This is a genomic window from Streptomyces sp. S465, from assembly GCF_026898115.1.
GTDB classification, from domain to species: domain Bacteria; phylum Actinomycetota; class Actinomycetes; order Streptomycetales; family Streptomycetaceae; genus Streptomyces; species Streptomyces luomodiensis.
Map to the genome: position 1 here is coordinate 3,856,004 of NZ_CP114036.1, position 26,944 is coordinate 3,882,947.

A 26,944-nucleotide genomic window follows, 5' to 3' on the forward strand; every position below is an offset into this window, starting at 1 on the left:
GCAGCGCATTCCCACCCCCGTCAGCACCCGGTAGCCGCACATCCCGCACCCGTCACCCAGCAGCAAGCAGCACATCCCCGCACCGCTCACCCAGCAGCAGCACATCCCCACATCCGTCACCCGGTAGCAGCGCATCCCACACCCGGACCTCACCCCAGGCCCGCACCATGAGCCCCCACCCCGGCCCCGCCCCCCAGGAGCCCCCTCCCGACGCCTCCTGAGCCCCCCGCATCCCCTCCGGAGCCAGCATGCCGCGCAACTCCCGCCCCGGCCCGCCTCCCCGTGTCAGCGTGATCGTCCCCGCCCGTGACGCCATGCCCGGGATCACCCGGGCCGTCACCTCCGTCATGGAGCAGACCATCGGGCTCAGCCGCCTCGACATCGTCGCCGTCGACGGCGGATCGGCCGACGGCACCGCGGCGGAGCTGGACCGGCTCGCCGCCGGCTGCCCCTCGCTCCGCGTCGTCCACCAGGAGAACCCCCGCGTCCCCGGCGGCCCCCGCGTCCCCGGCGGTCTCGGCGGCCTCCGCAACACCGGGCTGGACCTCGCCCGCGGCGACTTCGTCTTCTTCCTCGACGCCGACGCCCATCTGGCGCCCGACGCGCTGCGCCGCATGGTCGCGATGGCCGACCAGAACGGTACCGACGTGGTCCTGGGGAAGATGGTCTCGCCGGACGGGCGCGGCGTACCCAAGGCGGTGTTCCGCCACAACCAGCTGCGCACCGATGTCCACAGCTCCCACGCCTACGCCACGCTGGAGCCCTGCAAGCTCTTCCGCCGCGCCCTGGTCGAACGGCTCCGGCTGCGCTTCCCCGCCCACCTCCGCCACGGCGAGGGCAAGCCCTTCACCGCGGCCGCCTACCTCAACGCCTCGGGGATCTCCGTCGTCGCCGACTACGACTGCTACCACCTGGGCCGGTCCCCCGGTCCCAGCCGCGCCGCCCTCGGTGTGGCCGACCGTGTCGACGCCATGCGGCCGCTGTTCGAGACCGCCGCCCGCCACACCCGGCCCGGCCCCCGCCGGGACGCGGTGATGCGCCACCACATCCGGCGGGAGCTGTGCCCGGCCCTGCGCGCGCTGCCGCGCGAGGACGAGACCGAGGCCCGTAAGCGGTTCTTCCCCGAACTGCGCCGGTGGGCGCGGGCCCACTGCTCCGACGCGCTCTTCGCCACCCTCCCCGCATCCGAGCGGCTGATGGTCCATCTGCTGCGCACCGGCCGCTTCGACGATCTGCTGTCCGTCGTGCGCGACGCCGAGCGGGACGCCCGCCGCGGCCATCTCGTCGAGAAGGGCAGCGTCTACTGGCTGCACCCCTTCTTCCGCGACCCCGACGCCGACGTGCCCGACGCCTGCTTCGACGTGACCGACCGGCTGCCGGTCCGCCACCACCTCGCGGGCGCCGGCTGGCACGGCGGCAGCACCCTGCGGGTACGCGGCCGGGCGGCCATCGAGGGACTGCCCGCCGACCCCGAGGAGGACCGCGCCGAGCTGGTGCTGCGCCGCCGCGAGGCACGGGACGAGTTGCGCATCCCGGTGGTGGCCACGGCGGAGCACGACCCGTCCGAGTTCGAGGCGGACATCGACATCGCCACCGCCGACGGCGGCGCACCGCTGCGCCCCGGCGTCTGGGACGTCTTCCTCGACGTCCGCGCCCAGGGCATCAGCCGCACCGTACGGTTCGGCAACCGCCATGACGACGGCCTCGACATCGGCACCGCGCGCCGGGTGGTGGCCGCCGGGCCCGGTCTGCGCGCCCGGGTCACGCCCTACTTCACCAGCCCGTACCGCAATCTCTCCCTCGACATCGGCCCGGCCCCGCGCGGCGCCCCCTGCGAGGTGACCGAGGCCGTGTGGCATCCGTCGGACAAGGGCACCCTGGTCGTCGCCGGACGGCTGCTGCCGCCCGGCACCCCGGCGCGCGGCCGGCTGCTGCGGCTGCGCGCCGAGCACACCGACGGCCGGGTCCACGACCAGCCGGTGCGGTTCGCCGCGGGGCACCCGGCGGGCGCCTTCACCGCCCGGCTGCCGGTGCGGGACCTCAGCCGCGGCCGGTGGACGGTGACGCTGGCCGTCATCGCGCCCGACGACCCCGGCCCGGGGCGCGCCGCGCCCGCCGCGCCCGTACCGCCGCCCGCCCGGCTGCCCGGCGCCCGCTGGGTGCGCCGGGGCCGCCCGTACTACGCCAAACCCCTCACGGGGCGCGGCGAGGTGACCCTGGAGCTGCGGGTGGCCCCGGTCCGGCTGCTCGCCGCCGTACGCAACCGGCTGCGCCGGTGAGCCCGTACGCGCTGGCGAGCCCATACGCGCTGGTCCACCAAGCCCCGGCTCACCGCCGCAGCCGCCGCCGCACTCCCGTGACGACCTTGATCGGGGCCACTTCCAGGGCCAGGGCCCGAGCCGGGCCCAGGGCCACCGGTTTGGCGTAGTAGGGACGGCAGCCGAAGCGGAGCCAGCGGGTCGCGGCCAGTCGGTCGAAGTGCGGCACGACCGCGGTGCGGCACGGCCCCTCCTCCCCGGGGCCGTCCATGATCAGCGTCAGCGTCCAGCAGCCGGTGCCCAGCCTGCCGACCGGCAGCCGGGCGGTGAAGACGGCGGCGGAGCCGCCCGGTTCACAGTGCGCCGGCACCTCGTGCACCGTGCCCGTCCCGCCCTCGGCGCGCAGCCGCAGCGTGCCGCCCTCCCGCGCGGCCTCCTCCGTCAGCCGTCCGCCGACCAGCAGGGTGCTCCTGGTGCGCCACAGGGCCCGGAGCACCTGGCAGGGCGGGTCCAGCGGGTGGGCGACCTCGCCGACGTCGAGCGAGAGATTGCCGTACGGGGTGAAGTACGGCACCACCGCCACGGGCCCCTGGGGCATGCTGACGCGCCGCCGGGACGGATGGGTGGCCTCGCCGCCCTCGCGGCGGTTGCCGAACCGCACGGTACGGCTGACGCCCTGGGCGCGGACGTCCAGGTAGATGTTCCACAGCCCCCGTTCGAGCGGGGCCCCGCCGTCGGCGGTGGCCGGGTCGATCTCGGCGGTGAAGCCCGCCATCTCGTAGCGCCGCCCCTCCCCGGGCAGCGGATGGGCCGAGAGGCACGGTGTGGTGGGCAGCCGGACCTCGGGACGGTCGGCCCGGTACTTGCGCAGCACGATCTCGGTGGCCGGGTCGAGGGCGTCGACGTCCTCGATATAGGCGTGGCCGGCCAGCCGCAGCACCCCGCCGTGCCATCCGGCCGCCTCCAGATGGTGGTGGACCGGCAGCCGGTCGGTCACGTCGAAGCACATGTCCGGGACGGCGGCGGCGTGGTCCCGGAAGAACGGGTGCAGCCAGTAGACGCGGCCCTTGTCGACGAGATGGCCGCGCCGCTCGTCGCGTCTGGCGTTCCGGGCCACGGTCAGCACCTCGTCGAAGCGGTCGGCGCGCAGCAGATGGATCAGCAGCCGGTCGGGGGCGTCGAGCCGCTGGAAGAGGGCGTCGGTCACCCAGGTCCTCGCCCAGTGCCGGAACTCCGGGAAGAACCGCTCCCGCGCGTCCTGTTCGCTCTCGCGGGGCAGCAGGGCGCGCAGCGGTCCGCACAGCTCCCACTCCACATGGCGGCGCATGATCTGGTCCCGGCGCGGGCCCGGCTCCAGATAACGGGCCACGGTCTCGAAGCACAGCCGGGTGCCGTCCATGCGGTGGGCGAGGTCGGCGGCGGTGAGGGTGAGGTTGGAGCGGTTCTCGCGGTAGCGGACGTAGTAGCAGTCGTAGTCAGCGACCACGGATATCCCGGAGGCGTTGAGGTAGGCGGCCGCGGTGAACGGCTTGTCCTCGCAGTTGCGGTAGGGCGGGAAGCGCAGGTGCAGCCGCTCGATGAGGGAGCGCCGGAACAGCTTCCACGGGCCCAGGGTGAGGTAGGCGTGGGAGGAGAAGACGTCGGTGCGCGGCTGGTTGTGCTGGAAGACGGCACGGGGCACGGCACGTCCCCCCACGGAGGCTATTCGTCCGAGGACGACGTCGGTGCCGTTGGCGTCGGCCATGGCCACCATGCGGCGCAGCGCGTCCGGCCCCAGATAGTCGTCGGAGTCGAGGAAGAAGACGAAGTCGCCCCGTGCGTGGTCCAGCCCGGTGTTGCGGGGGACGCCCGCGCAGCCGGAGTTCTCCTGGCGGAAGACGCGGAGCGCGGGGCAGGTGCGGGCGAGCCGCTCCAGCTGCTCGCCGGTGCCGTCGGTCGAGCCGTCGTCCACGGCGATGATCTCGATCCGGTCCTGGCCGAGGGTCTGGTCCATCGCGGAGGTGACGGCACGGGTCAGCTCCGGCAGGGCGTTGTAGGCGGGGATGATCACGCTGACACGAGGTCGGGACACAGCGGGCATGGGACAGCCTCCTGACTCCGGGCTCGGACGCGGACGTGACGGACCGGGATCGACGGATCGGCTCGGCGGACCGGGACCCGACGGACCGCGATCGACGGACCGCGATCGACGGACCGGGGCCCGACGGACCGGGGCCCGACGGACCGCGATCACTCGGCGGTGAGGACGCCGCCGCGCGGTTCCGCCGTATCGCTGTCTCCGCCAACCGGCCCCGCCGTAGCGCTGTCTCCGCCGCCCGGCCCCGCCGATGCGCTGTCGCCGCCGACCGGCAGCAGCCGCGCCCGGGGCGCGGACGTGGACGGGACCGGGAGCTCCGTGTCGTCCTGGCCCAGCATCAGGGTCCGCACCACCCGCTCGGCCGCGTGGCCGTCGTCGAACCGGCAGAAGCGGGCCCGGAAGGCGGTGCGCAGCGCGGTCGCGTCCGCGTCGCACCAGCGGCCCTCGCGGAAGACCTCGACCAGCTCCCGCTCGGTGCGGGCGACGGCTCCCGGGGTCTCGCCGGGGGAGCCGGAGAGCAGGTCGAAGTAGACGCCGCGGGAGGACCGGTAGATGTCCCAGTCGTCGGCGTAGATCACGATGGGGCGGTCCAGGAGGGCGTAGTCGAACATCATCGACGAGTAGTCGGTGATCAGGGCGTCGGCCGCCAGGCACAGCTCCTCCACCGACCGGTGGCGCGAGACGTCGATCACCAGCCCGGCCTCCTGGAGCCGGGCCAGCTGGTCCTGCGGCCGGTAGGAGTAGTGGGCGCGCACCAGCAGCGTCGTCCGCGGGCCGAGCTCGCGGCTGAGCCGCTCCAGGTCCAGCCGGGGGGTGAACCCCTTCTGGTAGTCGCGGAGGGTGGGCGCGTAGAGGAGGGCGGTGTGTCCGGCCGGGATGCCCAGCTGTTCGCGGATGCGCCGGATGTCGTCATCGGACGCGGTGAAGAAGACGTCATTGCGCGGATATCCGTATTCCAGCAGCCGGTACGAGGCGGGGTAGACGCGTTCCCAGATCTGGCTGGAGTGCGGATTGGAGGAGAGGGCGAAGTCCCAGCGGTCGATGCGCTTGAGCAGATTGCCGAAGCTCATCCCGCCCGCGGCGGCCGGATAGCGCTGCTGGTCCAGCCCCATGCATTTGAGCGGGGTGCCGTGGAAGGTCTGCACATGGACCGTGCCCGGCCGTTTCACCACCTCATTGGCGAAGTTGACGTTGTTGATGAGGTATTTCGCGCGGGCCACGGCGCGGTAGTAGTCGCGGGTGCCCGGGATGACGTAGTCGACACCGTCCGGGAGGGACGCGATCTCCGACTTCCTGACCACCCACACCCCGTGGATCTCCGGCGCCAGCTCCCGTGCCTTGTGGTAGATGGCCGCCGGGTTGCACAGCACCCCGCGGCCCCAGTACGCGGAGTACACGGCCAGCCGGTCGTCCACCGGCCGCCGCCGGTGCAGCCCGTACAGGGTCCGCTTGGCCTGTGCGGCCAGGGGCGGCCGGACGGTCCGGCGCAGCTTGCGGGCCGCGGCGGCCGCCCGTACCGACAGTTCGTGCTCCCGGTAGCGGACGAAGGAGCCGGCCGCCAGCGCCTCGAAACGCCACCGGCCCTCCACCGGCGGGGTGAATCCCGCGGGGACGTGGTCGCGGTACCACTCGGCGGCCCGGCGGAAGAAGCGCGGCCGGTCCGCCGTCGCCACCCGGGAGGTGCGGTCCAGGCAGAACAGGAAATGGGAGACGGCCCGTTCGAAGAGCAGCGGGCGCAGGGGCTCCAGCTGCGGCCGGTCGTCGAGGAAGTCGAAAAGCCGGGCGTATTGCTGAAAGATGACGAAATGCTTCTCCCCGGGGCTTCCCGTACTGGCCCCGACCCGCCGCTGCCGGTATTCCAGGCCCACCAGATCCACACAGGCTATGCGCCGCGCGGTGAGCATCGTCTTGTACGAGAGCAGGGCGTCCTCATAGATGCCCTCGCTGAACGCGAAGCCATGGCGGGTGTAGAAACCGCGGTGGTAGACGCGGTTGGACGACATCGCGAAGAGCCGCAGGAATTCCGGGCGTTCGACGACGGAGAAGACATCGGTGCCCGCCGAGGCCAGCAGGTCCCCGAAGATGCTCGGGGCCCGGCGCTCCGACCAGTAGGTGCGCACGTGGTTGAAGTAGAGGATGTCCGGGTCGCCGGTCAGGGCGAGCCGGTCGGCGAGGCCCTGGAGGGTGCCGGGGGCGAGGGTGTCATCGCCGTCCAGGAAGAGCAGATAGTCCCCGCCGGCCCGCTCGACCCCGGCGTTACGGGCCTGGCCCGGCCCCGAGTTGACCCGCTGGTGCACGGGCACGACCCGGCTGTCGCGCGCCGCGTACGCGTCGATGATCGCGCCGCAGTGGTCCGGTGAGCAGTCGTCGACGGCGACCACCTCGAGGTCGTCGAACGACTGCGTCAGTACGGAGTCCAGGCAGGCGCCCAGATAACCCTGGACGCGATAGGCGGCGATGACGATGGTGAAGCGGGGCATAAGGCTCCTCGGGACACGGCGGCGGTTCGAGGCGCGAAGCACTCACTGTCCCCCACGCTAGGTGGGTTCATCCCGATATGCCCGTTAAGTCGCCGAAAGAAGCGGCCACGCGGGTGACGATGTTCCCCTGATGCCGCCGGCGCCCGGTCGCGGGTCGGCCCGGTGCCGGTTCCACTCGCCGGCGGCCGGCAGAAAGGCAAGGCCCCGCGAGAACAGGGCCGTGATACGACGGACCGCGCCGCCCGGAGCACGGGGCCCCGGGCGGCGCGGTCGGTTGCGATCGGGCGCTCAGCTGTGGGTGCGCAGCAGCGTCCGCATGGTCCGCATCGCGACCGACAGATTGGCCAGGTCGAAGGTCTCCGACGACTGGATCTCATCGAGCGTGGTGCGCGCCCGCTGGAGGATCGCGGAGTTCTTCCCCTCCCACGCCTTGAAGCGCTGCTCGGGCGTCGAGCCGCCGTTGCCCACCGACAGCACATCGGCGGTCAGGGCGGCCTGCGCCGCGTACAGGTCCTCGCGGATGGAGACCCGGGCCATGGACTGCCACCGGTCGGCGCGCGGCAGCTCGATGATCCGGTCCATCAGCTGGCTGATCCGCAGCCGGTCGGACAGGTCGTAGTAGACCTCGGCGACCGCCAGCGGCTCCTTGCCGGTGCGGTCCGCGATGGCGACGATGTCCAGCGTCGGGAAGGCCGAGGAGAAGCCCGCCACCCGGGTGGCCAGCTCCTCGGGGACGCCCGCCCCGGTCAGCTCGTCGCAGATCCGCTGGTACCACTCGATGTCGGAGCCGCGCAGCAGCTTGGGCAGCTGGGCCCGGACCGCGCCGACCCGCTCCGCGAAGAAGTCGATGGTCTCGGCGAGCTGGAGCGGCTGCGGCCGGTTGTTGAGCAGCCAGCGGGTGCCGCGCTCGACCAGCCGGCGCGAGTGCAGCCGCATCCTGGTCTGGATGTCGGCGGTGACGGCCGTGTCCAGCGCCTCGACCTCGTCCCACACCCGGTTCAGCTCGAAGATCGCGCGGGCCGCGGTCTGGGCGCGCACGATCTCCTCGGTGGAGGCCCCGGTCTCCTCCCGCATCCGGTGCAGGAAGGTGGTACCTGCGGTGTTGACGGTGTCGTTGACCAGCACCGTGGTGATGATCTCGCGCCGCAGCGCATGGCCGTCGATGTGCTCGGGGAACCGCTGGCGCAGGGCCTGCGGGAAGTAGGCGTGCAGCAGCCGCTGGAGGTACGGATCGTCGGGCAGCCCGGTGGCGATCAGCTCCTCGGCCACCGTGATCTTGACGTAGGCGAGCAGCACGGCCAGTTCGGGCTGGGTCAGACCGCGCCCGGCGGACAGCCGCTCGCGGATCTGGCGGTCGGTGGGCAGGAACTCCAGCGCCCGGTCCAGCCGCCCCTCCCGCCCCAGGCGGCGCATCAGCCGCTGATGGGCGTGGAGCAGGCTGGGCGCCTGGGCGACGGAGTTGGCCAGGGCCACGTTCTGCGCGTAGTTGTTGCGCAGCACCAGCGCGCCGACCTCGTCGGTCATCTCGGCGAGCACCTTGTTGCGCTGCTTGAGGGTGAGGTCTCCCTCGGTGACCAGGGCGTTGAGCAGGATCTTGATGTTCACCTCATGGTCGGAGGTGTCCACACCGGCGCTGTTGTCGATCGCGTCGGTGTTGATCCGGCCGCCGTTGGCGGCGAACTCGATACGGCCCAGCTGGGTCAGGCCCAGGTTGCCGCCCTCGCCGACCACCTTGACCCGCAGGTCCTGGCCGTCCACCCGGATGGCGTCATTGGCCTTGTCGCCGACATCGCCGTGCGATTCGGAGGACGCCTTGACGTAGGTGCCGATACCGCCGTTCCACAGCAGGTCGACCGGCGCCTTGAGGATCGTCTTCATCAGATCGGCCGGGGTCATCTTGGCGACCCGCTTCTCGATGCCCAGCGCGGCCCGCACCTGCGGGGTGAGCGGGATGGCCTTGGCCGAACGGGGGTGGATGCCGCCGCCCGCCGACAGCAGCTCGGCGTTGTAGTCCGCCCACGAGGAGCGCGGCAGCTCGAACAGGCGGCGGCGCTCGGCGTAGGAGGTGGCCGCGTCCGGGTTGGGGTCCAGGAAGATGTGCCGGTGGTCGAAGGCGGCGACCAGCCGGATGTGCTCGCTCAGCAGCATGCCGTTGCCGAACACGTCACCGGACATGTCGCCGACGCCCACGACCGTGAAGTCCTCGGTCTGGGTGTCATGGCCCAGCTCACGGAAGTGGCGCTTGACCGACTCCCAGGCGCCGCGGGCGGTGATGCCCATGCCCTTGTGGTCGTAACCGGCGGAGCCGCCGGAGGCGAAGGCGTCGCCGAGCCAGAAGCCGTACGCCTGGGCGACGTCGTTGGCGATGTCGGAGAAGGTCGCGGTGCCCTTGTCGGCGGCGACGACCAGATAGGTGTCGTCCCCGTCGTGGCGGACCACGTCCTTGGGCGGCTCGACCTGCCCGGCGACCATGTTGTCGGTGATGTCGAGCAGCCCGGAGATGAAGGTCTTGTAGCAGGCGATGCCCTCGGCCAGCCAGGCGTCGCGGTCCACGGACGGATCCGGCAGCCGCTTGCCGACGAAGCCGCCCTTCGCGCCCACCGGCACGATGACCGTGTTCTTCACCATCTGCGCCTTGACCAGGCCCAGGATCTCGGTACGGAAGTCCTCACGCCGGTCGGACCAGCGCAAGCCCCCGCGCGCCACCTTGCCGAACCGCAGGTGCACACCCTCGACCCGCGGGGAGTAGACCCAGATCTCGTACGCCGGGCGGGGCGCCGGCAGGTCCGGCACGGCCTGCGGGTCCAGCTTCACCGACAGATAGTCGTGCGGCTTGCCGTCCCCGTTCTTCTGGAAGTGATTCGTCCGCAGGGTGGCCTTGATCAGGGTGAGGAAGGAGCGCAGGATGCGGTCCTCGTCCAGCGAGGCCACCTGGTCCAGCGCCGCGTCCAGCTCCTCCAGCAGCGCGTCGGTCAGCTCCAGCCCCGCCCGCTGCCGCTCGGGCGACATCCGGGCCTCGAAGAGGGACACCAGCAGCCGGGTGGTGTGCACATTGTTCCGGAGGGTGTCCTCCATGTACGACTGGCTGAAGGTGGACCCAGCCTGCCGCAGATACTTGGCGTAGGCCCGCAGCACCATCGCCTGCCGCCAGTCCAGCCCGGCGCCCAGCACCAGCTGGTTGAAGTTGTCGCTCTCCGCCTGGCCGGTCCACACCGCGGCGAACGCGTTCTGGAAGCGCTCACGGGCGTCGTCGGCGAGCGTCTCGCCCTCGCGCAGCGGCAGGCGCAGCCCGAAGTCGTAGATCCAGGCCGTGGTCTTGTCCGAGCAGCGCAGCTCGTACGGGCGCTCGTCCACCACCTCGACGCCGAGGGTGTTGAGCACCGGCAGCACCGCGGACAGCGAGACCTGGGCCCCGGCCCGGTAGATCTTGAAGCGGCGCTCGGCGTGGGCCGCGCCCACCGGTTCGTAGAGGCTGAGCGCGAAGTCCTGCCCACCGCTCTTCAGCCGCTCCATGTGCTGGAGGTCGGCGACGGCGCCGCGCGGGGTGTGGTCCGCCTTGTACCCCTCGGGGAAGGCGTGCTGATAGCGGCGGAGCAGCTCGGCCCCGCGCTCCTCGCCGACCTCGGAGACCAGGGCCTCGGCGAAACCGTCGGCCCAGGACCGGGCGGCCTCGATCAGCCGGCTCTCGATCCGCTCCACATCGGCGTCGGTGAGGTCGGGCAGCTCGGTGCCGGGCTGCACCCGGATCACGAAGTGCAGCCGGGACAGCACCGATTCGGTGTGCAGGGCGGTGAAGTCGACCGGCGGGCGGCCGCTCAGCTCCTCCAGCAGGATGTCGGTCAGCCGCAGCCGCACATCGGTGGTGAAGCGGTCGCGCGGCAGGTAGACCAGCGCGGAGTAGTAGCGCCCGTACTCGTCCTGGCGCAGGTACAGCCGCAGCCGGCGGCGCTCCTGGAGGTAGAGCACGCTGGTCACGATCGAACGGAGCTGCTCGACCGGGGTCTGGAACAGCTCGTCGCGCGGGTAGGTCTCCAGGATCTGGAGCAGGTCCCGGCCGTCGTGGCTGTTGACCCCGAAGCCCGCGCCCGCGAGCACCTCGTCCACCTTGCGGCGGATGACCGGGACCCGGCGCACCGACTCGGTGTACGCGGCCGAGGAGAACAGCCCCAGGAAGCGGCGCTCGCCGATCACATTGCCCTCGGCGTCGAACTTCTTCACCCCGATGTAGTCGAGGTACGAGGGGCGGTGCACGGTGGCGCGGCTGTTGGCCTTGGTGAGCACCAGCAGCTTGCGCTCGCGCGCCTTGGCGCGGGCGTCGGCCGGAAGCCGGTTGAAGGACGGCGACACCGGGGCCGCGGGGCCCGCGTGGGCGCTCTGGTCGGCGTCCTTGTGCTGCGGGTCGGAGCGGAGGATGCCCAGCCCCGTGCCGGGCACCGCGGTCAGCACGTCCTCCTCGCCACCGGCCTCGGTGGGGACCTGCGTCAGCTCGTACTCGCGGAAGCCGATGAAGGTGAAGTGGTCGTCCGCGAGCCAGCGCAGCAGCTCCCGGGCCTCCTCGACCTCCTCCTGGCGGACCTCGGCGGCCTTGGGCTCGTCCGTCAGGCCCTCGGCGATGCGCAGCGCGGACTGGCGCATCTTGTCCCAGTCCTCGACGGCCTCCCGGACATCGGACAGCACACGCAGCAGATCGGCGGTGATCTGCTTCAGATCGCCTCGGTCGGTCTCGCGATCGGTTTCGACATGGATCCAGGACTCGATGACCGCGTCATGCGGAAGCTTCTTACGGGTCGGGCCCTCCGAGGAGATATCGAGCAGCTCGATCAGCTTGCCGGTGATGTCACGGCGCACGACCACCTGCGGATGGATCACCACATGGATGCCGCGCCCCTGCCGGCTGAGCTCGTTGGTGACCGAGTCCACCAGGAACGGCATGTCGTCGGTGACCACCTCGACCACGGAGTGGCTGCACGTCCAGCCGTGCTCCTCGACCGTCGGGGTGTGCACCCGGACGTTCGCCGTGCCCTGCGGACGCACCTCGGCGAGCCGGTAGTGGGAGAGCGCCGCCCCGAAGACGTCGACCGGGTCACGATCGGCCAAGTCCTCGGGAGGCGTGTGCAGGTAGTAGTGCTGGAGGTATGCGGTCAGGGTCTCCGGTCCTGGGCCCTGCACCGGTTGCCCCCCGGCAGGGCTGTTCTCAGCGACCCGGGCGGCCCGTTCGAGCAACTCGGCCTTGGCTTCGTCCAGCTTGGTCTGCATGTCCTCTGGCTCCTGTCGCGCGCCGTTGCGTGACATAGATGGCGGTGGTGGCATGACGCCGCGACGCGGAAATCCCGGTCGTGGACGACGGTATGCCGAAACGGGGAATGGCCGGGGCGTACTCGGCCGTAAGTGACCAAGACCCCACGCGCCACAGGTCAGCGGCGGCTCGGGCCCGGGGCCGGTGGGGCTCCGGGCGCGGAGCGAGGGCCTCGTTGCCCTCACGGACTATCGCGCTGATCACGAAGCAAGGCTATCGCTCCACCCCAGGGGGTCGTCATGGGCCGTTCGTGTACAAAACCGGGCCCAGATGTTTGACGAAATGGACAGCGACCGGGGAGGCGCCCGGAGTCATGGGGATGCCCTCTTGGCAAAGCGCCGGCGCGGATGCACCGTGATCTGGACGGTGGTAAGCGTGGACGTGGAGGTGGACGGCATGGCTGCGAAGATCCTGCTGGTGACCGGCGACGCGGCCGAATCGCTGGAGGTGCTCTACCCGTACCAGCGACTGCGCGAAGAAGGATACGACGTCCATATCGCGGCCCCGAGCCGCAAGACACTGCGCTTCGTAGTCCACGACTTCGAAGAGGGCTTCGACACCTACACCGAGAAACCGGGCTACACCTTCCCCGCCGACCTCGCCTTCTCCGAGGTCGACCCGGGACAGTACGCCGCCCTGGTGATCCCGGGCGGTCGCGCCCCGGAATACCTGCGCAACGACCCCGAGCTGCGCAAGATCTGCAAGGCGTTCTTCGACGCGGACAAGCCGGTGGCGCAGCTCTGCCACGGCCCGCTGCTCACGGCGGCCGTGGGCGGCCTGAGCGGACGCCGGGTCACCGCCTATCCGGCCCTGGAGCCGGATATGCAGGCAGCGGGGGCGGAGTACCAGGACGCGGAGGTCGTGGTCGACGGCACGCTGGTCTCCTCACGGGCCTGGCCGGACCATCCGGCGTGGATGCGGGAGTTCCTGACAGTGCTGCGGGCGAAGGCACCAGTGGTGTGAGGAGAGAGCCACCGGTTAGGTGAGGAGGGGCGGGCACCCGCGGAGGGGAACGGCCACCGTCTGGGGAGAACGTGCACCCGGTGGGGGAACGGCCACCCGCCGAGGAGACCGAGCACCCGCTGGGGCCCGGCCACTCGCCGAGGGGAACGGCCACCCGCCAAGGAGAACGAGCACCCGCTGAGGGGAACGGCCCCGGCCAAGGGGAACGGCCACCGGCCAAGGGGAACGGCCACCGGCGGAGGAGAACGAGCACCCGCCGAGGGGAACGGGCACCCGCCGAGGAGCCCGGCCACCCGCCGAGGAGAACGAGCAGCACCCGCCCAGGAGAACTCGCACCCGCTCACTCATCGGCCATGCGTTCGGCCTCTCGTACGGCCTCCTCCAACGAGTCCACGACCGGCACCCCGGCCGCCTCCAGACTGGCCCGGCTGTGCGAACCGCCCGTGTACAGCACGGCCCTCGCCCCCACATGCCGCGCCGCCACCGCGTCGTCCACGGCGTCCCCGATCACCACCATCCGCTGCGGCGGCACCCCTTCGAGCGCGGCGATATGGCGCATCATCTGCTCGGCCTTGCCGGTGTTGCTCTGCCCGACGCGGCCGTCCACCCGGACGAAGAAGCGCTCGATGCCATGCGTCCGCACCAGGGGCAGCAGATACTCATGCGGGGCCAGTGAGCACAGCGACTGGGTGAGACCCGCCTCCTGCCACTCCACGAGCAGCTGCCGGGCGCCGATCGCCAGCCCGGCGGACTCGGCCAGCGCCCAGTAGTGCCGGTGGAACGTCTCGTCCATGACCACCCACTCATCGTCGGTGGGCAGCCGCCCCAGCAGCCGCTCATAGAACCGCGGCACCGGGACGCAGTACAGGTCGCGGTAGCGCTCGAGGGTGATCGGCGGCAGGCCGATCTCCTGGAACGAGGCGTTCGTCGCCGAGATCACGGCGTCGATGTCGTGGAGCAGCGTGCCGTTCCAGTCCCAGACGAGGTGCGTCACGTGGTTCTTCCCCATCCCACGACGGTACCGGGCGGGTCCGACACCGGTACATCAGTCGATGAGGTTGGGGATCTCCTGGGTGGCGTACCAGAGCAGCTCGTGGTCCTCGGCGCCGTCCACGGTGAACTGCGCGTCGTCGTCACCGAGGTCCGCCGCGCCCAGCGCGTCGGCGGCCGCCGCGATGTCCCGCTCGGCGTCATCGGCGTCCAGATGCACGGCGGCGACCTTCGCCAGCGGTACGGCGGCGTTGATCCGCACCTCGCCCAGCGCGGACTGGTCCAGCCCCCGGTCCGGATCGGCGACGGCCTGCCCATCGGGCACGTCCACGGCCACCACGACCCGCCTGCGCACCGCCCGCGGGTCGACGGCGAGCAGCCGCAGCGAAGCCTGCGCGGCCCGGCTCAGCGCCGCGTACTCCAGCTCCTCGATGTCATCGGACACATACCACTCGCGAAGTGCCGGGGTGACCGCATAGGCGGTCACCGGCGCCGGCCCCAGTTGGCCCTCCTTGTATGCCTCGGCGAGACCGGAGAGGGTCAGGGGGACGTAGACGCGCATGACTGCCGCTTTCATCAGAGACCAATAGGCCCCCAGCATACGATCGTCCGTCCCCTCTCCCGAGTCTTCTTGACAGGGCCGGTGGTCCCCTTTCGGGGGACAGCGGACGCCAAGGCCCCGCGAAGCCCGAAGTGCGCCCCGCACAAGCCCGTGGCCAGGGAAGATGAGCCGCCGTATGCCACGGATAGGTGAACCGCGACGGCGCCGGGAGGGCGGTGCGACGCTCATTGCGGGGCCCGAAAAGGCGCCGGTAGAAGACTCTCCGACAAAAGCTACCGCCCGGTATCGGGCCGGGCCGGAGAGAACGGGGCGAGCGGCATGCGCGAGGGCGTCCGAACGACGGATCGGGCCACGGACAGGACCACACATCGGACCACGGCCCGACCCCCGGCAGCCGGGGAGGCCGTACGACGGCGGGGCGCCGGCGGACCCCGCCGAAGCGGCCCCCCAGCCCGCCGAGACCCCCGCCGCCCCCGCACCACCAACACGAACACCCCCACCCCCGACACCACCACAACACCGCCCACCCCGGCAGCCACGACACCGCCCACCCCCGCCCCCACGACCACACCAAACCCCACAGCCACCCCGACCCCCACCCCACCCACCACAACCGCGCCACCGAGCGGCACAGCCCCCACCACCGCCACCCCCGTACCGCATGGCACAGCAGCCCCGTCGCCCGTCACCGCACCGCGCGCGACAGCCGCGTACCGCACCGCCGCGACCGCCTCACGCGCCGCCGCCGTGTCCCGGAGCGCGGCCGCCGCCGCGGCGTTTCGGCAGCGGGACCGGCTGCCGCGCTACTGGTTCGCCAACCGGCTGCTGCTCACTCTCAGCGGCCAGCGCCCCGTCCACACCCTCCTCGGGCACGCCCTCCCGGCCGCCTACGACCGGCTGATCGAGCTCGCTCCGCGGGCCCCGCTGCGCCCCGCCGGAGGGCGCGCCTCGGCGCCCGTCGTACGGCGCTGCGGTGAGTACCAGCCCCGGCACGGGGTCATCGAGGCGTTCGCCCGGATCGCCTCCGGAGACCGGCTCAGCGCGCTCGCCTTCCGGCTGGAGCTGGGCGCCGACGCCCGCTGGCGCTGCGCCGCCATCGACCTCGGCCCACTCGCCTGACCCGTCCGGCGGCGGACGTCACGGGCCCGAAAGCCGGGCGGGCCCCAGTCTCGCGGAGAGAACGGGCCCGCACCGAACGAACGTGAACCGCGCCCGCCCCATACGACCGACACCACCCACCGACACCACAAGCACCACCGCACCCGCACAACGCGACGGGCCGGGGTGCCGCGCCCCGCGCGGCATCCCGGCCCGTACCACCTGCACGCGCACACCCGGTGCGCGCCGCATTACTTCTTGCGGCGGCGCCCCTTCTGCGCCTTGCGCCGCTCCGCCCGGGTCAGCCCGTCGGCCTCCGACCGGGGCGCCGGCGGCGTCTCACCGTTGGTGAAGTCGCCCTCGACGACACCGCCCTCACCGTCCACCGTCGGGGCGGAGAAGTGCAGCCGGTCCGGACGCTGCGGGGCCTCCAGGCCCTTGGCGCGGATCTCGGGACGACCCGGCGCACCCGATCCCGACGTGCCCGGCCCGCCCGACGGCGCGCCCGCCGGCACCGCGTCCTGCACATCCTCGGCGAGGGCCGCCTGCTCCTCCGACTCCTCGACCGGGACCTCCTCGACCTGCTGCTCGACCTGGACTTCCAGGTTGAACAGATAGCCGACGGACTCCTCCTTGATCCCGTCCATCATGGCCTGGAACATGTCGAAGCCCTCGCGCTGGTACTCCACCAGCGGGTCCTTCTGGGCCATGGCGCGCAGCCCGATGCCCTCCTGGAGGTAGTCCATCTCGTAGAGGTGCTCGCGCCACTTGCGGTCCAGGACGGAGAGCACGACCCGCCGCTCCAGCTCACGCATGATCTCGGAGCCCAGCTGCTCCTCACGCGCGTCGTACTGCTGGTGGATGTCTTCCTTGATGGCCTCTTCGATGAACTCGGCGGTGATGGCGGCGCGGTCGCCGGCCTCCTCCTCCAGCTCCTCGATCGTCACCTTGACCGGGTAGAGCTGCTTGAAGGCGTTCCACAGCCGGTCCAGGTCCCACTCCTCCGCGAAGCCCTCGACCGTCTCCGCCTGGACGTAGTCCTTGATGGTGTCGTCCATGAAGTGGCCGATCTGGTCCTGTAGGTCCTCGCCCTCCAGGACGCGGCGGCGCTCGGCGTAGATGACCTCGCGCTGCCGGTTCAGGACCTCGTCGTACTTCAGGACGTTCTTACGGGTCTCGAAGTTCTGCTGCTCGACCTGGGACTGGGCGGAGGCGATGGCCCGGGTGACCATCTTGTTCTCGATCGGGACGTCGTCCGGGACGTTGGCCATCGCCATGACGCGCTCGACCATCTGCGCCTTGAACAGCCGCATCAGATCGTCGCCGAGCGAGAGGTAGAAGCGGGACTCGCCGGGGTCGCCCTGACGGCCGGAGCGGCCGCGCAGCTGGTTGTCGATCCGGCGCGACTCATGGCGCTCGGTGCCCAGCACATAGAGCCCGCCGAGCTCCTTGACCTCCTCGAACTCGGCCTTGACCGCGGCCTCGGCCTTCTCCAGGGCGGTGGGCAGCGCGGCGGCCCACTCCTCAGCGTGCTCCACCGGGTCCAGACCGCGCTGGCGCAGCTCGGCCTCGGCGAGGTCGTCGGGGTTGCCGCCGAGCTTGATGTCGGTACCGCGGCCCGCCATGTTGGTCGCGACGGTGACGGCGCCCTTACGGCCGGCCTGGGCGACGATCGTCGCCTCCCGGTCGTGCTGCTTGGCGTTGAGCACCTCGTGCGGCACCCCGCGCTTGGCGAGCTGCTGGGAGAGGTACTCGGACTTCTCCACGGAGGTGGTGCCGACCAGGATCGGCTGGCCCTTCTCGTGCTTCTCGACGATGTCCTCGACCACCGCGTCGAACTTCGCGACCTCGGTGCGGTAGATCAGGTCGGACTGGTCGATCCGGGCGACGGGGCGGTGGGTCGGGATCGGGACCACACCGAGCTTGTAGATCTGGTGGAACTCGGCGGCCTCGGTCATCGCCGTACCGGTCATGCCGGAGAGCTTGGTGTAGAGGCGGAAGAAGTTCTGCAGGGTGATCGTGGCGAGGGTCTGGTTCTCGTCCTTGATCTCCACCCCTTCCTTCGCCTCGATCGCCTGGTGCATGCCCTCGTTGTAGCGGCGGCCCGCGAGGATACGGCCGGTGTGCTCGTCGACGATCATGACTTCGCCGTCCATGACGACGTAGTCCTTGTCCTTCTTGAAGAGCTCCTTGGCCTTGATCGCGTTGTTGAGGTAGCCGACCAGCGGGGTGTTGACCGACTCGTAGAGGTTGTCGATCCCCAGCCAGTCCTCGACCTTGGTGACACCGGACTCATGGATGCCGACGGTGCGCTTCTTCTCGTCGACCTCGTAGTCCCCGGTCTCCTCCTGGCCCTTCTGGGGATCGGCGGCCTGGCCCTTGCTGAGCCGGGTGACCAGCTTGGCGAAGTCGCCGTACCACTTGGTGGCCTGGTCGGCCGGGCCGGAGATGATCAGCGGCGTACGGGCCTCGTCCACCAGGATCGAGTCGACCTCGTCGACGATCGCGAAGTTGTGGCCGCGCTGCACCAGCTCGTCCTTCGACCACGCCATGTTGTCGCGCAGATAGTCGAAGCCGAATTCGTTGTTGGTGCCGTAGGTGATGTCGCACGCGTACTGCTCGCGGCGCTGCGCCGGGGTCATGTTGGCGAGGATGCAGCCGACCTCCAGGCCGAGGAACCGGTGCACCCGGCCCATCCACTCGGAGTCGCGCTCGGCCAGGTAGTCGTTGACCGTGATGAGGTGGACGCCCTTGCCCGACAGCGCGTTCAGATACGCCGGGAGGGTGCCGACCAGGGTCTTGCCCTCGCCGGTCTTCATCTCGGCGACATAGCCCAGGTGCAGCGCCGCGCCGCCCATCAGCTGGACGTCGTAGTGACGCTGCCCGAGCACCCGCTTGGCCGCCTCGCGCACCGTGGCGAACGCTTCGGGCATCAGGTCGTCGAGGCTCTCACCGTCGGCGTACCGCTGCTTGTACTCGTCGGTGAGGGCGCGCAGCTCGGCGTCGGAGAGGGACAGGAAGTCCTCTTCGATGGAATTGACCTGGTCCGCGATGCGGTGCAGCTTGCGCAGGATCTTTCCTTCGCCTGCACGCATGAGCTTGTTGAAGACGGACACGTAGGCTGGCTCCTTGCCGGTCGGGCCTGGCACGGTCGGGGTGCGCTGGCGCGGCATTGTCAAGGGGCGCAGGCCCCGCCGCAACGGCCATCGTAAGACAGACCCCGGCACGCCGGGAGGTCCGTCACCACGAGGACCGGGTGTCACCTCACCGTGTCAACGGATGAGAAGCCCCCCAGGTGCCCTCCAATTCGCCGAAACCGGTCGCGGTGAGTGACGACGGCGGCGCAGACTCGGGACGCATGGAGCCTGTCACCCTCACCACTGATCGCCTGGTCCTGCGGCCCTTCCGGCCCTCCGACACGGACGCGGTCTTCGCAGCTTGTCAGGACCCGGACATCCAGCGCTGGACCACCGTGCCCGCCCCGTACGAACGTGCCCACGCGGAGGACTTCACCGGCCGGATCTGCCCGGAGAACTGGCGTGACGACGTGGCCTACGACTTCGCGGTGGTCACCCATGGTGACGGCGTGCTCGTCGGCGCCATGGGCCTGGTGCGTCTCGCCCAGCTGCGCACCCCGGAGCGCCAGGCCGAGCTGGGCTACTGGACGGCGCGGGAGCACCGGCGGCGCGGCTATACGGGCGAGGCGGCGCGGGCCGTGATCGAGTGGGCGTTCACCCGGCTCGGGGTGGAGCGGCTGGAGTGGTGCTGCGAGGCCGGGAACGAGGGCTCGCGGGCGGTCGCCCTCGGGGTGGGCTTCCGGATGGAGGGAACGGATCGCGCCCGGATCGTCCACCACGGGACCCGCCGGGACGCCTGGCGGGGCGCGCTGCTGCCGTCCGACTGGGGTCTGCCGTCGACGACGCCGTATCTGCCGTCCGAGGCGTCCGGGGCATCCGACGCGTCCGGGACGTCCGGCCGGGCCCCCACCACGCCGTCGGCGGTCTGAGGTCCGGCCTGGGTGGTGCTGTCAGCGGCACTGTCAGTGGTCACCACTACGGTGACGCGCATGACGAATGCCGCTGCCGGGTCCGCCGTGGACCGCCGCACCCCCGAGGTCACCCTCTCCGCCGACGAGGCCCGCCGGATCGCGCTGCGCGCCCAAGGGCTGCTGGGCGCCCCCGACCGGCGTGGCGGGGTGCGGGGCGTGCTGCGCCATCTGGGCGCGGTGCAGCTGGACACGATCTCGGTGCTGGCCCGCTCACATGAGCTGATCCCGTACGCGCGGCTGGGCGCCGTCGGCCGTAAGGCGGTCGAGTCGGCGTACTGGAACGGCACCCATGCCTTCGAGTACTGGTCGCATGCCGCCTGTGTGCTGCCGATCGAGGAGTGGCCGCACTTCGCCTTCCGGCGCCGCGCCTACCGCACCCGTCCGCACTGGCACCACGAGCTGCCGGACGGGATGTACGAGACGGTGGTGAAGCAGCTGCGCGCCGAGGGCCCGCTGACCGCCACGGAGCTGGGCGGGGCCAAGAACGGCGGGCCGTGGTGGGACTGGTCGGCGGCGAAGATCGCGGTCGAGCGGGCGCTGATGTTCGGCGAGGTGGTGTGCGTCGAGCGGCGCGGCTGGAAGCGGGTGTACGACCTGGCGGAGCGCGCCGTGCCGGACGCCCTGCTCCATGACGACCTGGACGACCTGGAGTGCCTGCGCCGGCTGGTGCGGCTGGCCGGGCAGTCCCTGGGCGTGGGCACGCGGGCGGACATCGCCGACTACCACCGGCTCAAGGGCGAGCAGGTGGACGCGGTGATCGCGGACTCGGGGCTGGTGCCGGTGGCGGTCGAGGGCTGGGACAAACCGGCCTGGGCGCACCCCGAGGCCCTGGCCGACCCGCCGCGCGGTCGGCACCGCACGACCCTGCTGTCGCCCTTCGACTCGCTGATATGGGACCGGGCGCGCACCGAGCGGATCTTCGGCTTCACCCATCGCCTGGAGGCGTATGTGCCCAAGCCCAAGCGGATCCACGGCTACTTCGCCATGCCGCTGCTGTCGGGCGGGCGGCTGCTGGGCCGGGTCGATCCGGCCCGGGAGGGAAAGACCCTGGTCGCACGGCAGGTGTCCCTGGAGTCGCCGAAGGCCGTGGCCCCCATGGCGCAGGCGCTGCGGGAGGCGGCCGAATGGGTGGGCTGTGACTCCGTACGGATCGAGCGCGTCGACCGCCCGGAGCTCGCCGCCCCCCTCACGGCGGCGGTCGCCTGACCGCAACGGTCACGATCTCCTGACCGACAGCGGTCGCCTGACCGACAGCGGTCGCCTGACCGACAGCGGTCGCTTGATCGGCCCCGGCTGAGGATCTGCCGGGGCCCGGCTCCTCCGGGGCTCCGGCTCCCGGCGCCGGGCTGCCGGGCTGCCGGGCTTCACCCTCACCTGATCTCGAGGATCTTCTCCCGCATCGCGTAGACCACGGCCTCCATCCTGGAGTGCAGCTGCAATTTCTCCAGGATGTTGCGCACGTGGTTCTTCACGGTGTTCTCGCTGATGAACAGCTCCTTGGCGATGTCCCGGTTGTTCATCCCGGTCGCCACGAGCTTGAGCACCTCCAGCTCACGGTCGGTGAGCCGGGGCGCGGGCACCAGCCGCCGCTCATCGGTGCGCTGGATCATCGACTTGAACTCGGTCAGGAGCTTGGCCGCCATCGACGGGCTGATCTGGGACTGGCCGTCCGCCACCGCCCGGATGGCGGTCGAGACCTCGTCGGTCGAGATCTCCTTCAGCAGATAACCCGTGGCCCCCGCCTTGATCGCGTCGTAGAGATCGGCTTCCTCATCGCTGATCGTCAGCATGATGATCTTGGCGCTGGGTGCCACCTCCTTGATGGCGGTGCACGCCTCGATCCCCCCGCGCTTGGGCATGCGCACATCCATCAGGACGATGTCCGGAAGAAGATCCGCCGCCTTGTCCACGGCCTCGGCCCCGTCCCCCGCCTCGCCGACGACCTGGATGTCCTCCTCCTGGGCCAGGACGATCTCCAATCCGCGCCGGAAGAGCGCGTGGTCGTCCACCACGAGGACCCGAATCGGCTCCTTGCGCGTATCGCCGCGCGGCTCGCCCCTGTCCGGACCGACGCCGTGGTCACCGGCGTCGGACACGGGCCCGAAGCTGTCCGCCATCGTTCCTCCCCCTGAAGGCCATGGCCCTTGCGGTCCGCACCCTCTGGTGCACTCGGTCTGGCATCAACCGGTGCTTTCGGTACGCCGGTTGGCCGTTTGGGCCATGATTCCATGCCCGGACGGCGTCATGGTCCCGCCGTGGTCGCACGGAGATGCCCCGGGGGGCGCACAGACGCTCCGGGGCACCTCTCACTTGTCAGGACTCGTCAGGCTGGATTCGGCTGAATTCCTCAGTCAGCCGCCGAGTGCGCCGCCGGCGCCACCGGGCGCCTCTCCGACGAACGCCTCCGGCTGAAGATGAATCACCCCGTAGTCATAGCCATGCCGCCGGTAGACGACGCTGGGCTGGTTGGTGTCGGAGTCGACGAACAGATAGAAGTCGTGCCCGACCAGCTCCATCTCGTAGAGAGCCTGGTCGAGCGTCATCGGGGCCGCGGCGTGGGTCTTCTCCCGGACCACCAGGGGGCCCTCACCCTGCACCTCCAGCGAGCCCATCCGGGTGGTGGGGACGGTCTCCGTCGCGCGCTGGGGCGCGATCTCGCCATGCCCGTTGATACGCGCCGCGTTGGGCACGGTGACAGCCACGTCGCTGGCCGGAATGCGACCGTTACCACGGCGCGCGTGGCGCTTGTCATTCTGCTTCCGCATCCGTGCCTCCAGCTTGCTGGCCGCCATGTCCAGCGCTGCGTACGGATCGGCCGCGGCGGCCTCCGCCCGGATCACCGGGCCGCGTGAGCGGAGCGTGATCTCCACTCGGTCCGCGCGGTCGGACTGCCGCGGATTGTGCTCCTTGGACACCTCGACGTCGAGGCTGATGACCTTGCCGTCGAGCTTCTGGATCTTGTCCAGCTTCAGCTTCTCGGCCACGTGCTTCCGGAACCGCTCGGGCACCTCAGTTTTACGGCCCTTGACGACGATGTCCACGCAGAACTCCGTTCCCGGGTAGCTCCAGTCAGTATCGGAGCGTCATCCCTTGTGCACTTGGCTCCGGCGTCTTCCGGAGCCACCGGCTTGGCGCTTTCAGCTCCTCCTTCCCACGGGGAGGATCTCAACCCCATGTCTTCCAAGCTTCACCAGAAAGCAGGCAAAAACACGCCAAGCGGATGAGTGAGTCATAGCACCCGCCACTCCTCACAACCGAACATAGCTCGACCGGTCGGAAGTCGGCACCCCCTACCGGCACGTACCTCCGATCAGGTGCTTTGCCGCTCTTGCCACCTGCAACGATGGGGCTTCGTATTCAGTTCCGGTTGATGCGCGTCAGGGGTGCGGCCACCACGGCCGCGCCGATGACCAGGCCACCGGCCACCGTCACCGCCCGCGCCGCCTCCGCGAGCGAGGCACCCGTGGTCATCAGATCGTCCACCAGCACCACCGGGCCCTGCACGAGCAGCCGGCCGCTGCCGGGGACCGCCCCCAGCGCCCCCGTGACATTCGCCCGCCGCTGCCGCGCGTCCAGCCCCGACTGGTCGGTCACCCGGCGCCGCTGGCGCAGCACCGCCGGGACCCTCGCCGGACGCCCGCCGTCACGCAGCACACCCGCCGCGGCGAGCGCGATCCGCCGGGCCGGGTCATGCCCCCGGGCCCCCACCGCACGCCGGGCCGACGGCACCGGCACCAGCAGCAGCGGGCCCGTGCCGGGTCTCGCCCCCGCCCCGGCACCCCGTCTCCTACCCGGTCTCGCCCCGCGTATCGCGTCCGGCCCCGCGCCGCACGCCCGGGTGCCCGCCCCGGGGCCGTAGCCCGCACGGGGCTCTGCGCCGACCCCGGCGCAGACCGCCCGCACCGCCCCCGCCAGCGCCTCGCCCAGCGGCCGCGCCAGCCTGAGGGCTCCCCGCTCCTTGTGCGCGAGCAGCACCGCCCGCGCCTCGTCCACGTAATCCACCGCCGCATGGACCACCGGCAGCCCCGGCGGCACCGGGCTCGGCTCCACCCGGCGCGCCCCGGATCCGCGCAGTGCCCCACGACAGCGGCCACACAGCGTGCCGCCCGGCCGACCGCATCCGGCGCAGTCGGCCGGCAGCACCAGATCGGCGATCTCCTGCCACCAGGCCCGCATGGACACCACTGTCCCGGCGTCCGGGCCCTCGCGCCACCCCCTGTGGACAACCGCGCACATGTGGACAACCGACCACCCCCGACCGGCTAGCCCTGGCCTAGGACCACAGCGCGACCGTCCACGCCGGGTCCAGGACCACGGTCACCTCGTCCCCCGGGCGAGCACCGAGGTGCGCGTCGGCGTGCGCGCGGAGCACGACGTCACCCACGGTGACGACGACCTCCTGCCGGTCGCCGAGGTACTCGGTGGTCGTGATGCGCGCCGTGAACCGGTTCGGGCCCGTGGTCCGTGGTGTCCCGGTGGCGACGTGGATGTGCTCGGGCCGGATGCACACGGAAAGCTCCTGGCCGGCGGTGGGCGGTGCGGGCGGGGTGGCGAACCGCTCGCACCGCACGACGCCGATGGCCGTCTTGGCGTCGACCACACGGTCACTGGAGCGCGCCGCCCCCTCGACCAATCCGGGGATGAGGTTGGCGCTGCCGACGAAGTCGGCCACGAACCGTGACGCCGGCGAGTCATATATCTCGCTGGGCGATCCGATCTGCTCGATCCGGCCACGGTTCATGACCATGATCGTGTCGGACATGGCGAGGGCCTCGCCCTGGTCGTGCGTCACGTAGATGGTGGTGACGCCGAACTTCTGCTGGAACGACCGCAGCTCGGCGCGCAGCTGTGAGCGCAGCTTGGCGTCCAGGTTGGACAGTGGCTCGTCCAGCAGCAGGACCTCCGGCTCGCACAGCAGGGCGCGGGCCAGCGCCAGCCGCTGCTGCTGGCCGCCGCTGAGCTGGGTCGACCACCGGTCGGCGTACTCCGACAGGCCCACCTGATCGAGCATCGCCAGGACGCGCCGCTTGATCTCGGCCCGGGGATAGGTCGTGCGGCCGTACCGGAGCGGGAACGCGGCGTTGTCGAACACCTTCATATGCGGCCAGATCCCGTAGGACTGCGGCACCATCGCGATCGGCCGGTCCTCGGGAGAGACGTCGCGGCGCGCCGCGGCGGAGAAGACCGACTGGCCGTTCATCGAGATCTCGCCGCGGTCGGCCGTCTCGAGTCCGGCGAGGCAGCGCAGTGTGGTCGTCTTGCCGCACCCGCTGGGCCCCAACAGGGTGAAGAAGCTGTTGCGCGGCACGGTGAAGCTGACGTCCGCGACAGCGAGGCTCATCTCGCCGTTCTGCTGGCGGTGGAATCGTTTCTCCAGGCCGGAGATCTCCACGGAGTGGTCGGAAGCAACGAGGTTCTGCACGGTCACGACACCTCACATGTGTTGTTGGAAGCCACGACGGTTGACCCACCAGACGGAGACGGCCGAGAGGGAGAGCAGGAGGACCGCGAGGGCGCTGGCCTCGGGATAATTCGCACTTTCGCCGATCATGTCCCACAGCAGCACCACGACGGTCCGGTTGTCGGAGCTGGACAGCAGCAGCGCGATGGGCAGTTCACCCAGCGCGTTGGCGAACACCCACAGCCAGGTCCGCGACACCGCGGGAGCGGCGAGGGGGAAGATCACCCGGCGCAGCACGGTGCTGTTCGACGCCCCGGAGACGCGGGCCACCTCCTCCAGTCCGTTGTCGAGCTGCAACAGTGCCGTCTGGATCATGCGCGAGCCGCGCGGGATGTAGCGGGTGGTGAGCGCGATGATGATGATCCAGACCGTCCCGTAGACCGGGATGGGCAGGTACAGGTAGAGGAACAGCACCGCCACCCCCAGCACGATGCTGGGGATGGCGAAGACCAGGAAGGACAGGTCGAACAGGGCCCGGCCGATACGGCCGCCGCGCGTCGAGGCCAGCGCCAGCCAGAGGGCGAAGCCGGCGGTCAGCGTCGCGGTGACGAAGCTGATCACCAGGGTGTTGAAGAGCGCGTGGCTCAGGTTCGGGTCGCTGAAGATCGCGGTGTAGTTGTCGAGGCTGAGCGCGCCCAGGTTGTCGAAGCTGATCGGCTGGAGGTACGGGGTCAGGCTCGTCCAGACCAGGGTCAGGATGGGCACGAGGATCGCGACGAGCACGTAGAGCGTCACGATGGCGACGATCGGGATGCGCCACCGCCCCAGCCGCACCGGCATGGCCCGGTAACCCTTGCCCGCCACCACCCGGAACCGGTGCGACTCGCGCGTCTGGCGCCGGTAGACGGCGATCATCACCAGGGACAGCAGGACCAGCAGAATGCCGTGGGCGCTGGCCTGGCCGTAGTTGGGTATGCCCGACGGCGGCTGGAGCGCGGCCTGGACGTAGCTGCTGAACACGAAGATCTGGTCCGGCATCCCGAGCATGGCCGGGATCGCGAACTCCTCGATGGCGATGACGACCAGCAGCATGCTGGCCGCGGAGATCCCCGGCATGGTGAGGGGCAGTACCACCTTGCGGGTTCGCGTCAGCCACCCGGCGCCCGAGGTGGCCGCGGCCTCCTCGAACTCGAGGTTGAGCCGGGCGAACGTCGGCGCGAGCATGATGTACATACCCGGTACGCCGAAGATGCCGGCCACCATGATCATGCCCGGTAGCGAGTAGATGTCGATCGAGTACCCGGAGATCCGCTCGACGGCGAGGGCGATCGGGCCGTTGGCGGGGTTGGCCGCCAGCACCCAGGCCACCGCCATGACCGCGGCCGGCACCGCCATGGGGGCCAGCGTGCTCGGCGCGAGGAAACGGCGTCCGGGGATGTCGGTCCGTTCGAACAGGTAAGCCAGACTGACGCTGATGACCAAGGCCACGGCCACGGTGCCGACCACGAAGATCAGCGAATTGAGAGCGACCTCCGCCAAGCGTTCCGAAGAGAAGATCCTGGTGAAGTTGGCGGACGTGAATCCGGGGATCTGGAAGGGCAGTTTGAACTCGCTGTCCTTGAGGCTGCTGTAGACCAGCATTCCCAGGGGAAAGAGCACGAGGTAGGCGAGGACGGCGCCGATGGCGATGTTGACGCCGGCCAGGACGCGGTCCCGGCGGTGAGGGCGCCCGCCGGCGGGTAGTTGGGTGCCAGACTGCATCGCTGAAGTC

General features: G+C 70.9%; 16 protein-coding genes. 5 read left to right on the plus strand and 11 right to left on the minus strand.

What is annotated here, in order from left to right; genetic code table 11:
* The first annotated feature begins 248 nt into the window (after positions 1-248).
* Positions 249-2,279 carry a glycosyltransferase gene (locus N6H00_RS16295; RefSeq protein WP_268972435.1) on the plus strand — a complete coding sequence of 677 codons (2,031 nt, stop codon included), beginning with the start codon at positions 249-251 and terminating at the stop codon, positions 2,277-2,279.
* 49 nt (positions 2,280-2,328) lie between these two features.
* Here the strand turns inward: N6H00_RS16295 and N6H00_RS16300 are convergent, their stop codons facing one another.
* From N6H00_RS16300 to N6H00_RS16310, 3 genes are all read right to left on the minus strand, one after another.
* Positions 2,329-4,338, minus strand: coding sequence for a glycosyltransferase family 2 protein (locus N6H00_RS16300; protein WP_268972436.1), 2,010 nt, complete (start codon positions 4,336-4,338; stop codon positions 2,329-2,331).
* 149 nt (positions 4,339-4,487) lie between these two features.
* The gene (locus N6H00_RS16305; RefSeq protein WP_268972437.1) at positions 4,488-6,815 is read right to left on the minus strand and encodes a bifunctional glycosyltransferase/CDP-glycerol:glycerophosphate glycerophosphotransferase; all 2,328 of its coding nucleotides are present in this window, start codon (positions 6,813-6,815) and stop codon (positions 4,488-4,490) included.
* Between the two features lie 288 nt (positions 6,816-7,103).
* Entirely contained in the window at positions 7,104-12,071 is a 4,968-nt protein-coding gene (locus N6H00_RS16310) for an NAD-glutamate dehydrogenase (protein WP_268972438.1), read from the minus strand.
* 436 nt (positions 12,072-12,507) lie between these two features.
* On the opposite strand from N6H00_RS16310, the gene N6H00_RS16315 reads away from it, so the two are divergent.
* Positions 12,508-13,074: a DJ-1/PfpI family protein gene (locus N6H00_RS16315; RefSeq protein ID WP_268972439.1), complete on the plus strand. Its 567-nt coding sequence runs from the start codon at positions 12,508-12,510 to the stop codon at positions 13,072-13,074.
* 340 nt (positions 13,075-13,414) lie between these two features.
* On the opposite strand, the gene N6H00_RS16320 is transcribed toward N6H00_RS16315, so the two are convergent.
* Both N6H00_RS16320 and N6H00_RS16325 read right to left on the minus strand, forming a co-directional pair.
* A complete protein-coding gene (locus tag N6H00_RS16320; protein ID WP_268972440.1) occupies positions 13,415-14,083 on the minus strand; it encodes an HAD family hydrolase in 669 nt (222 codons plus the stop codon).
* Positions 14,084-14,119: 36 nt separating this feature from the next.
* Positions 14,120-14,626 carry a DUF6912 family protein gene (locus N6H00_RS16325; RefSeq protein ID WP_268976995.1) on the minus strand — a complete coding sequence of 169 codons (507 nt, stop codon included), beginning with the start codon at positions 14,624-14,626 and terminating at the stop codon, positions 14,120-14,122.
* A gap of 747 nt (positions 14,627-15,373) precedes the next feature.
* Between N6H00_RS16325 and N6H00_RS16330 the strand changes: the two genes are divergently transcribed.
* A complete protein-coding gene (locus tag N6H00_RS16330; RefSeq protein WP_268972441.1) occupies positions 15,374-15,745 on the plus strand; it encodes an Rv3235 family protein in 372 nt (123 codons plus the stop codon).
* Between the two features lie 230 nt (positions 15,746-15,975).
* Here N6H00_RS16330 and secA read toward each other — a convergent pair whose 3' ends face one another.
* A complete protein-coding gene (gene secA, locus N6H00_RS16335) occupies positions 15,976-18,840 on the minus strand; it encodes a preprotein translocase subunit SecA (protein ID WP_268972442.1) in 2,865 nt (954 codons plus the stop codon).
* Between the two features lie 242 nt (positions 18,841-19,082).
* Here secA and N6H00_RS16340 point away from each other — a divergent pair, with 242 nt between their 5' ends.
* Entirely contained in the window at positions 19,083-19,730 is a 648-nt protein-coding gene (locus tag N6H00_RS16340) for a GNAT family N-acetyltransferase (RefSeq protein WP_268972444.1), read from the plus strand.
* Positions 19,731-19,790: 60 nt separating this feature from the next.
* Positions 19,791-20,978, plus strand: a complete 1,188-nt coding sequence (locus tag N6H00_RS16345; protein ID WP_268972445.1) for a winged helix-turn-helix domain-containing protein — start codon at positions 19,791-19,793, stop codon at positions 20,976-20,978.
* A 164-nt stretch (positions 20,979-21,142) separates the two neighbouring features.
* On the opposite strand, the gene N6H00_RS16350 is transcribed toward N6H00_RS16345, so the two are convergent.
* From N6H00_RS16350 to N6H00_RS16370, 5 genes are all read right to left on the minus strand, one after another.
* On the minus strand, positions 21,143-21,889 hold the full coding sequence (locus N6H00_RS16350) for a response regulator (RefSeq protein ID WP_268972446.1): 747 nt from the start codon (positions 21,887-21,889) through the stop codon (positions 21,143-21,145).
* Positions 21,890-22,123: 234 nt separating this feature from the next.
* Positions 22,124-22,813 carry a ribosome hibernation-promoting factor, HPF/YfiA family gene (gene hpf / locus N6H00_RS16355; RefSeq protein WP_268972447.1) on the minus strand — a complete coding sequence of 230 codons (690 nt, stop codon included), beginning with the start codon at positions 22,811-22,813 and terminating at the stop codon, positions 22,124-22,126.
* A gap of 316 nt (positions 22,814-23,129) precedes the next feature.
* Complete coding sequence (locus N6H00_RS16360) at positions 23,130-23,948, minus strand: ComF family protein (RefSeq protein WP_268972448.1); 819 nt, start codon at positions 23,946-23,948, stop codon at positions 23,130-23,132.
* Between the two features lie 97 nt (positions 23,949-24,045).
* Positions 24,046-25,200, minus strand: coding sequence for an ABC transporter ATP-binding protein (locus N6H00_RS16365; protein ID WP_268972449.1), 1,155 nt, complete (start codon positions 25,198-25,200; stop codon positions 24,046-24,048).
* 6 nt (positions 25,201-25,206) lie between these two features.
* The gene (locus tag N6H00_RS16370; protein ID WP_268972450.1) at positions 25,207-26,934 is read right to left on the minus strand and encodes an ABC transporter permease; all 1,728 of its coding nucleotides are present in this window, start codon (positions 26,932-26,934) and stop codon (positions 25,207-25,209) included.
* Between the last annotated feature and the right edge of the window lie 10 nt (positions 26,935-26,944).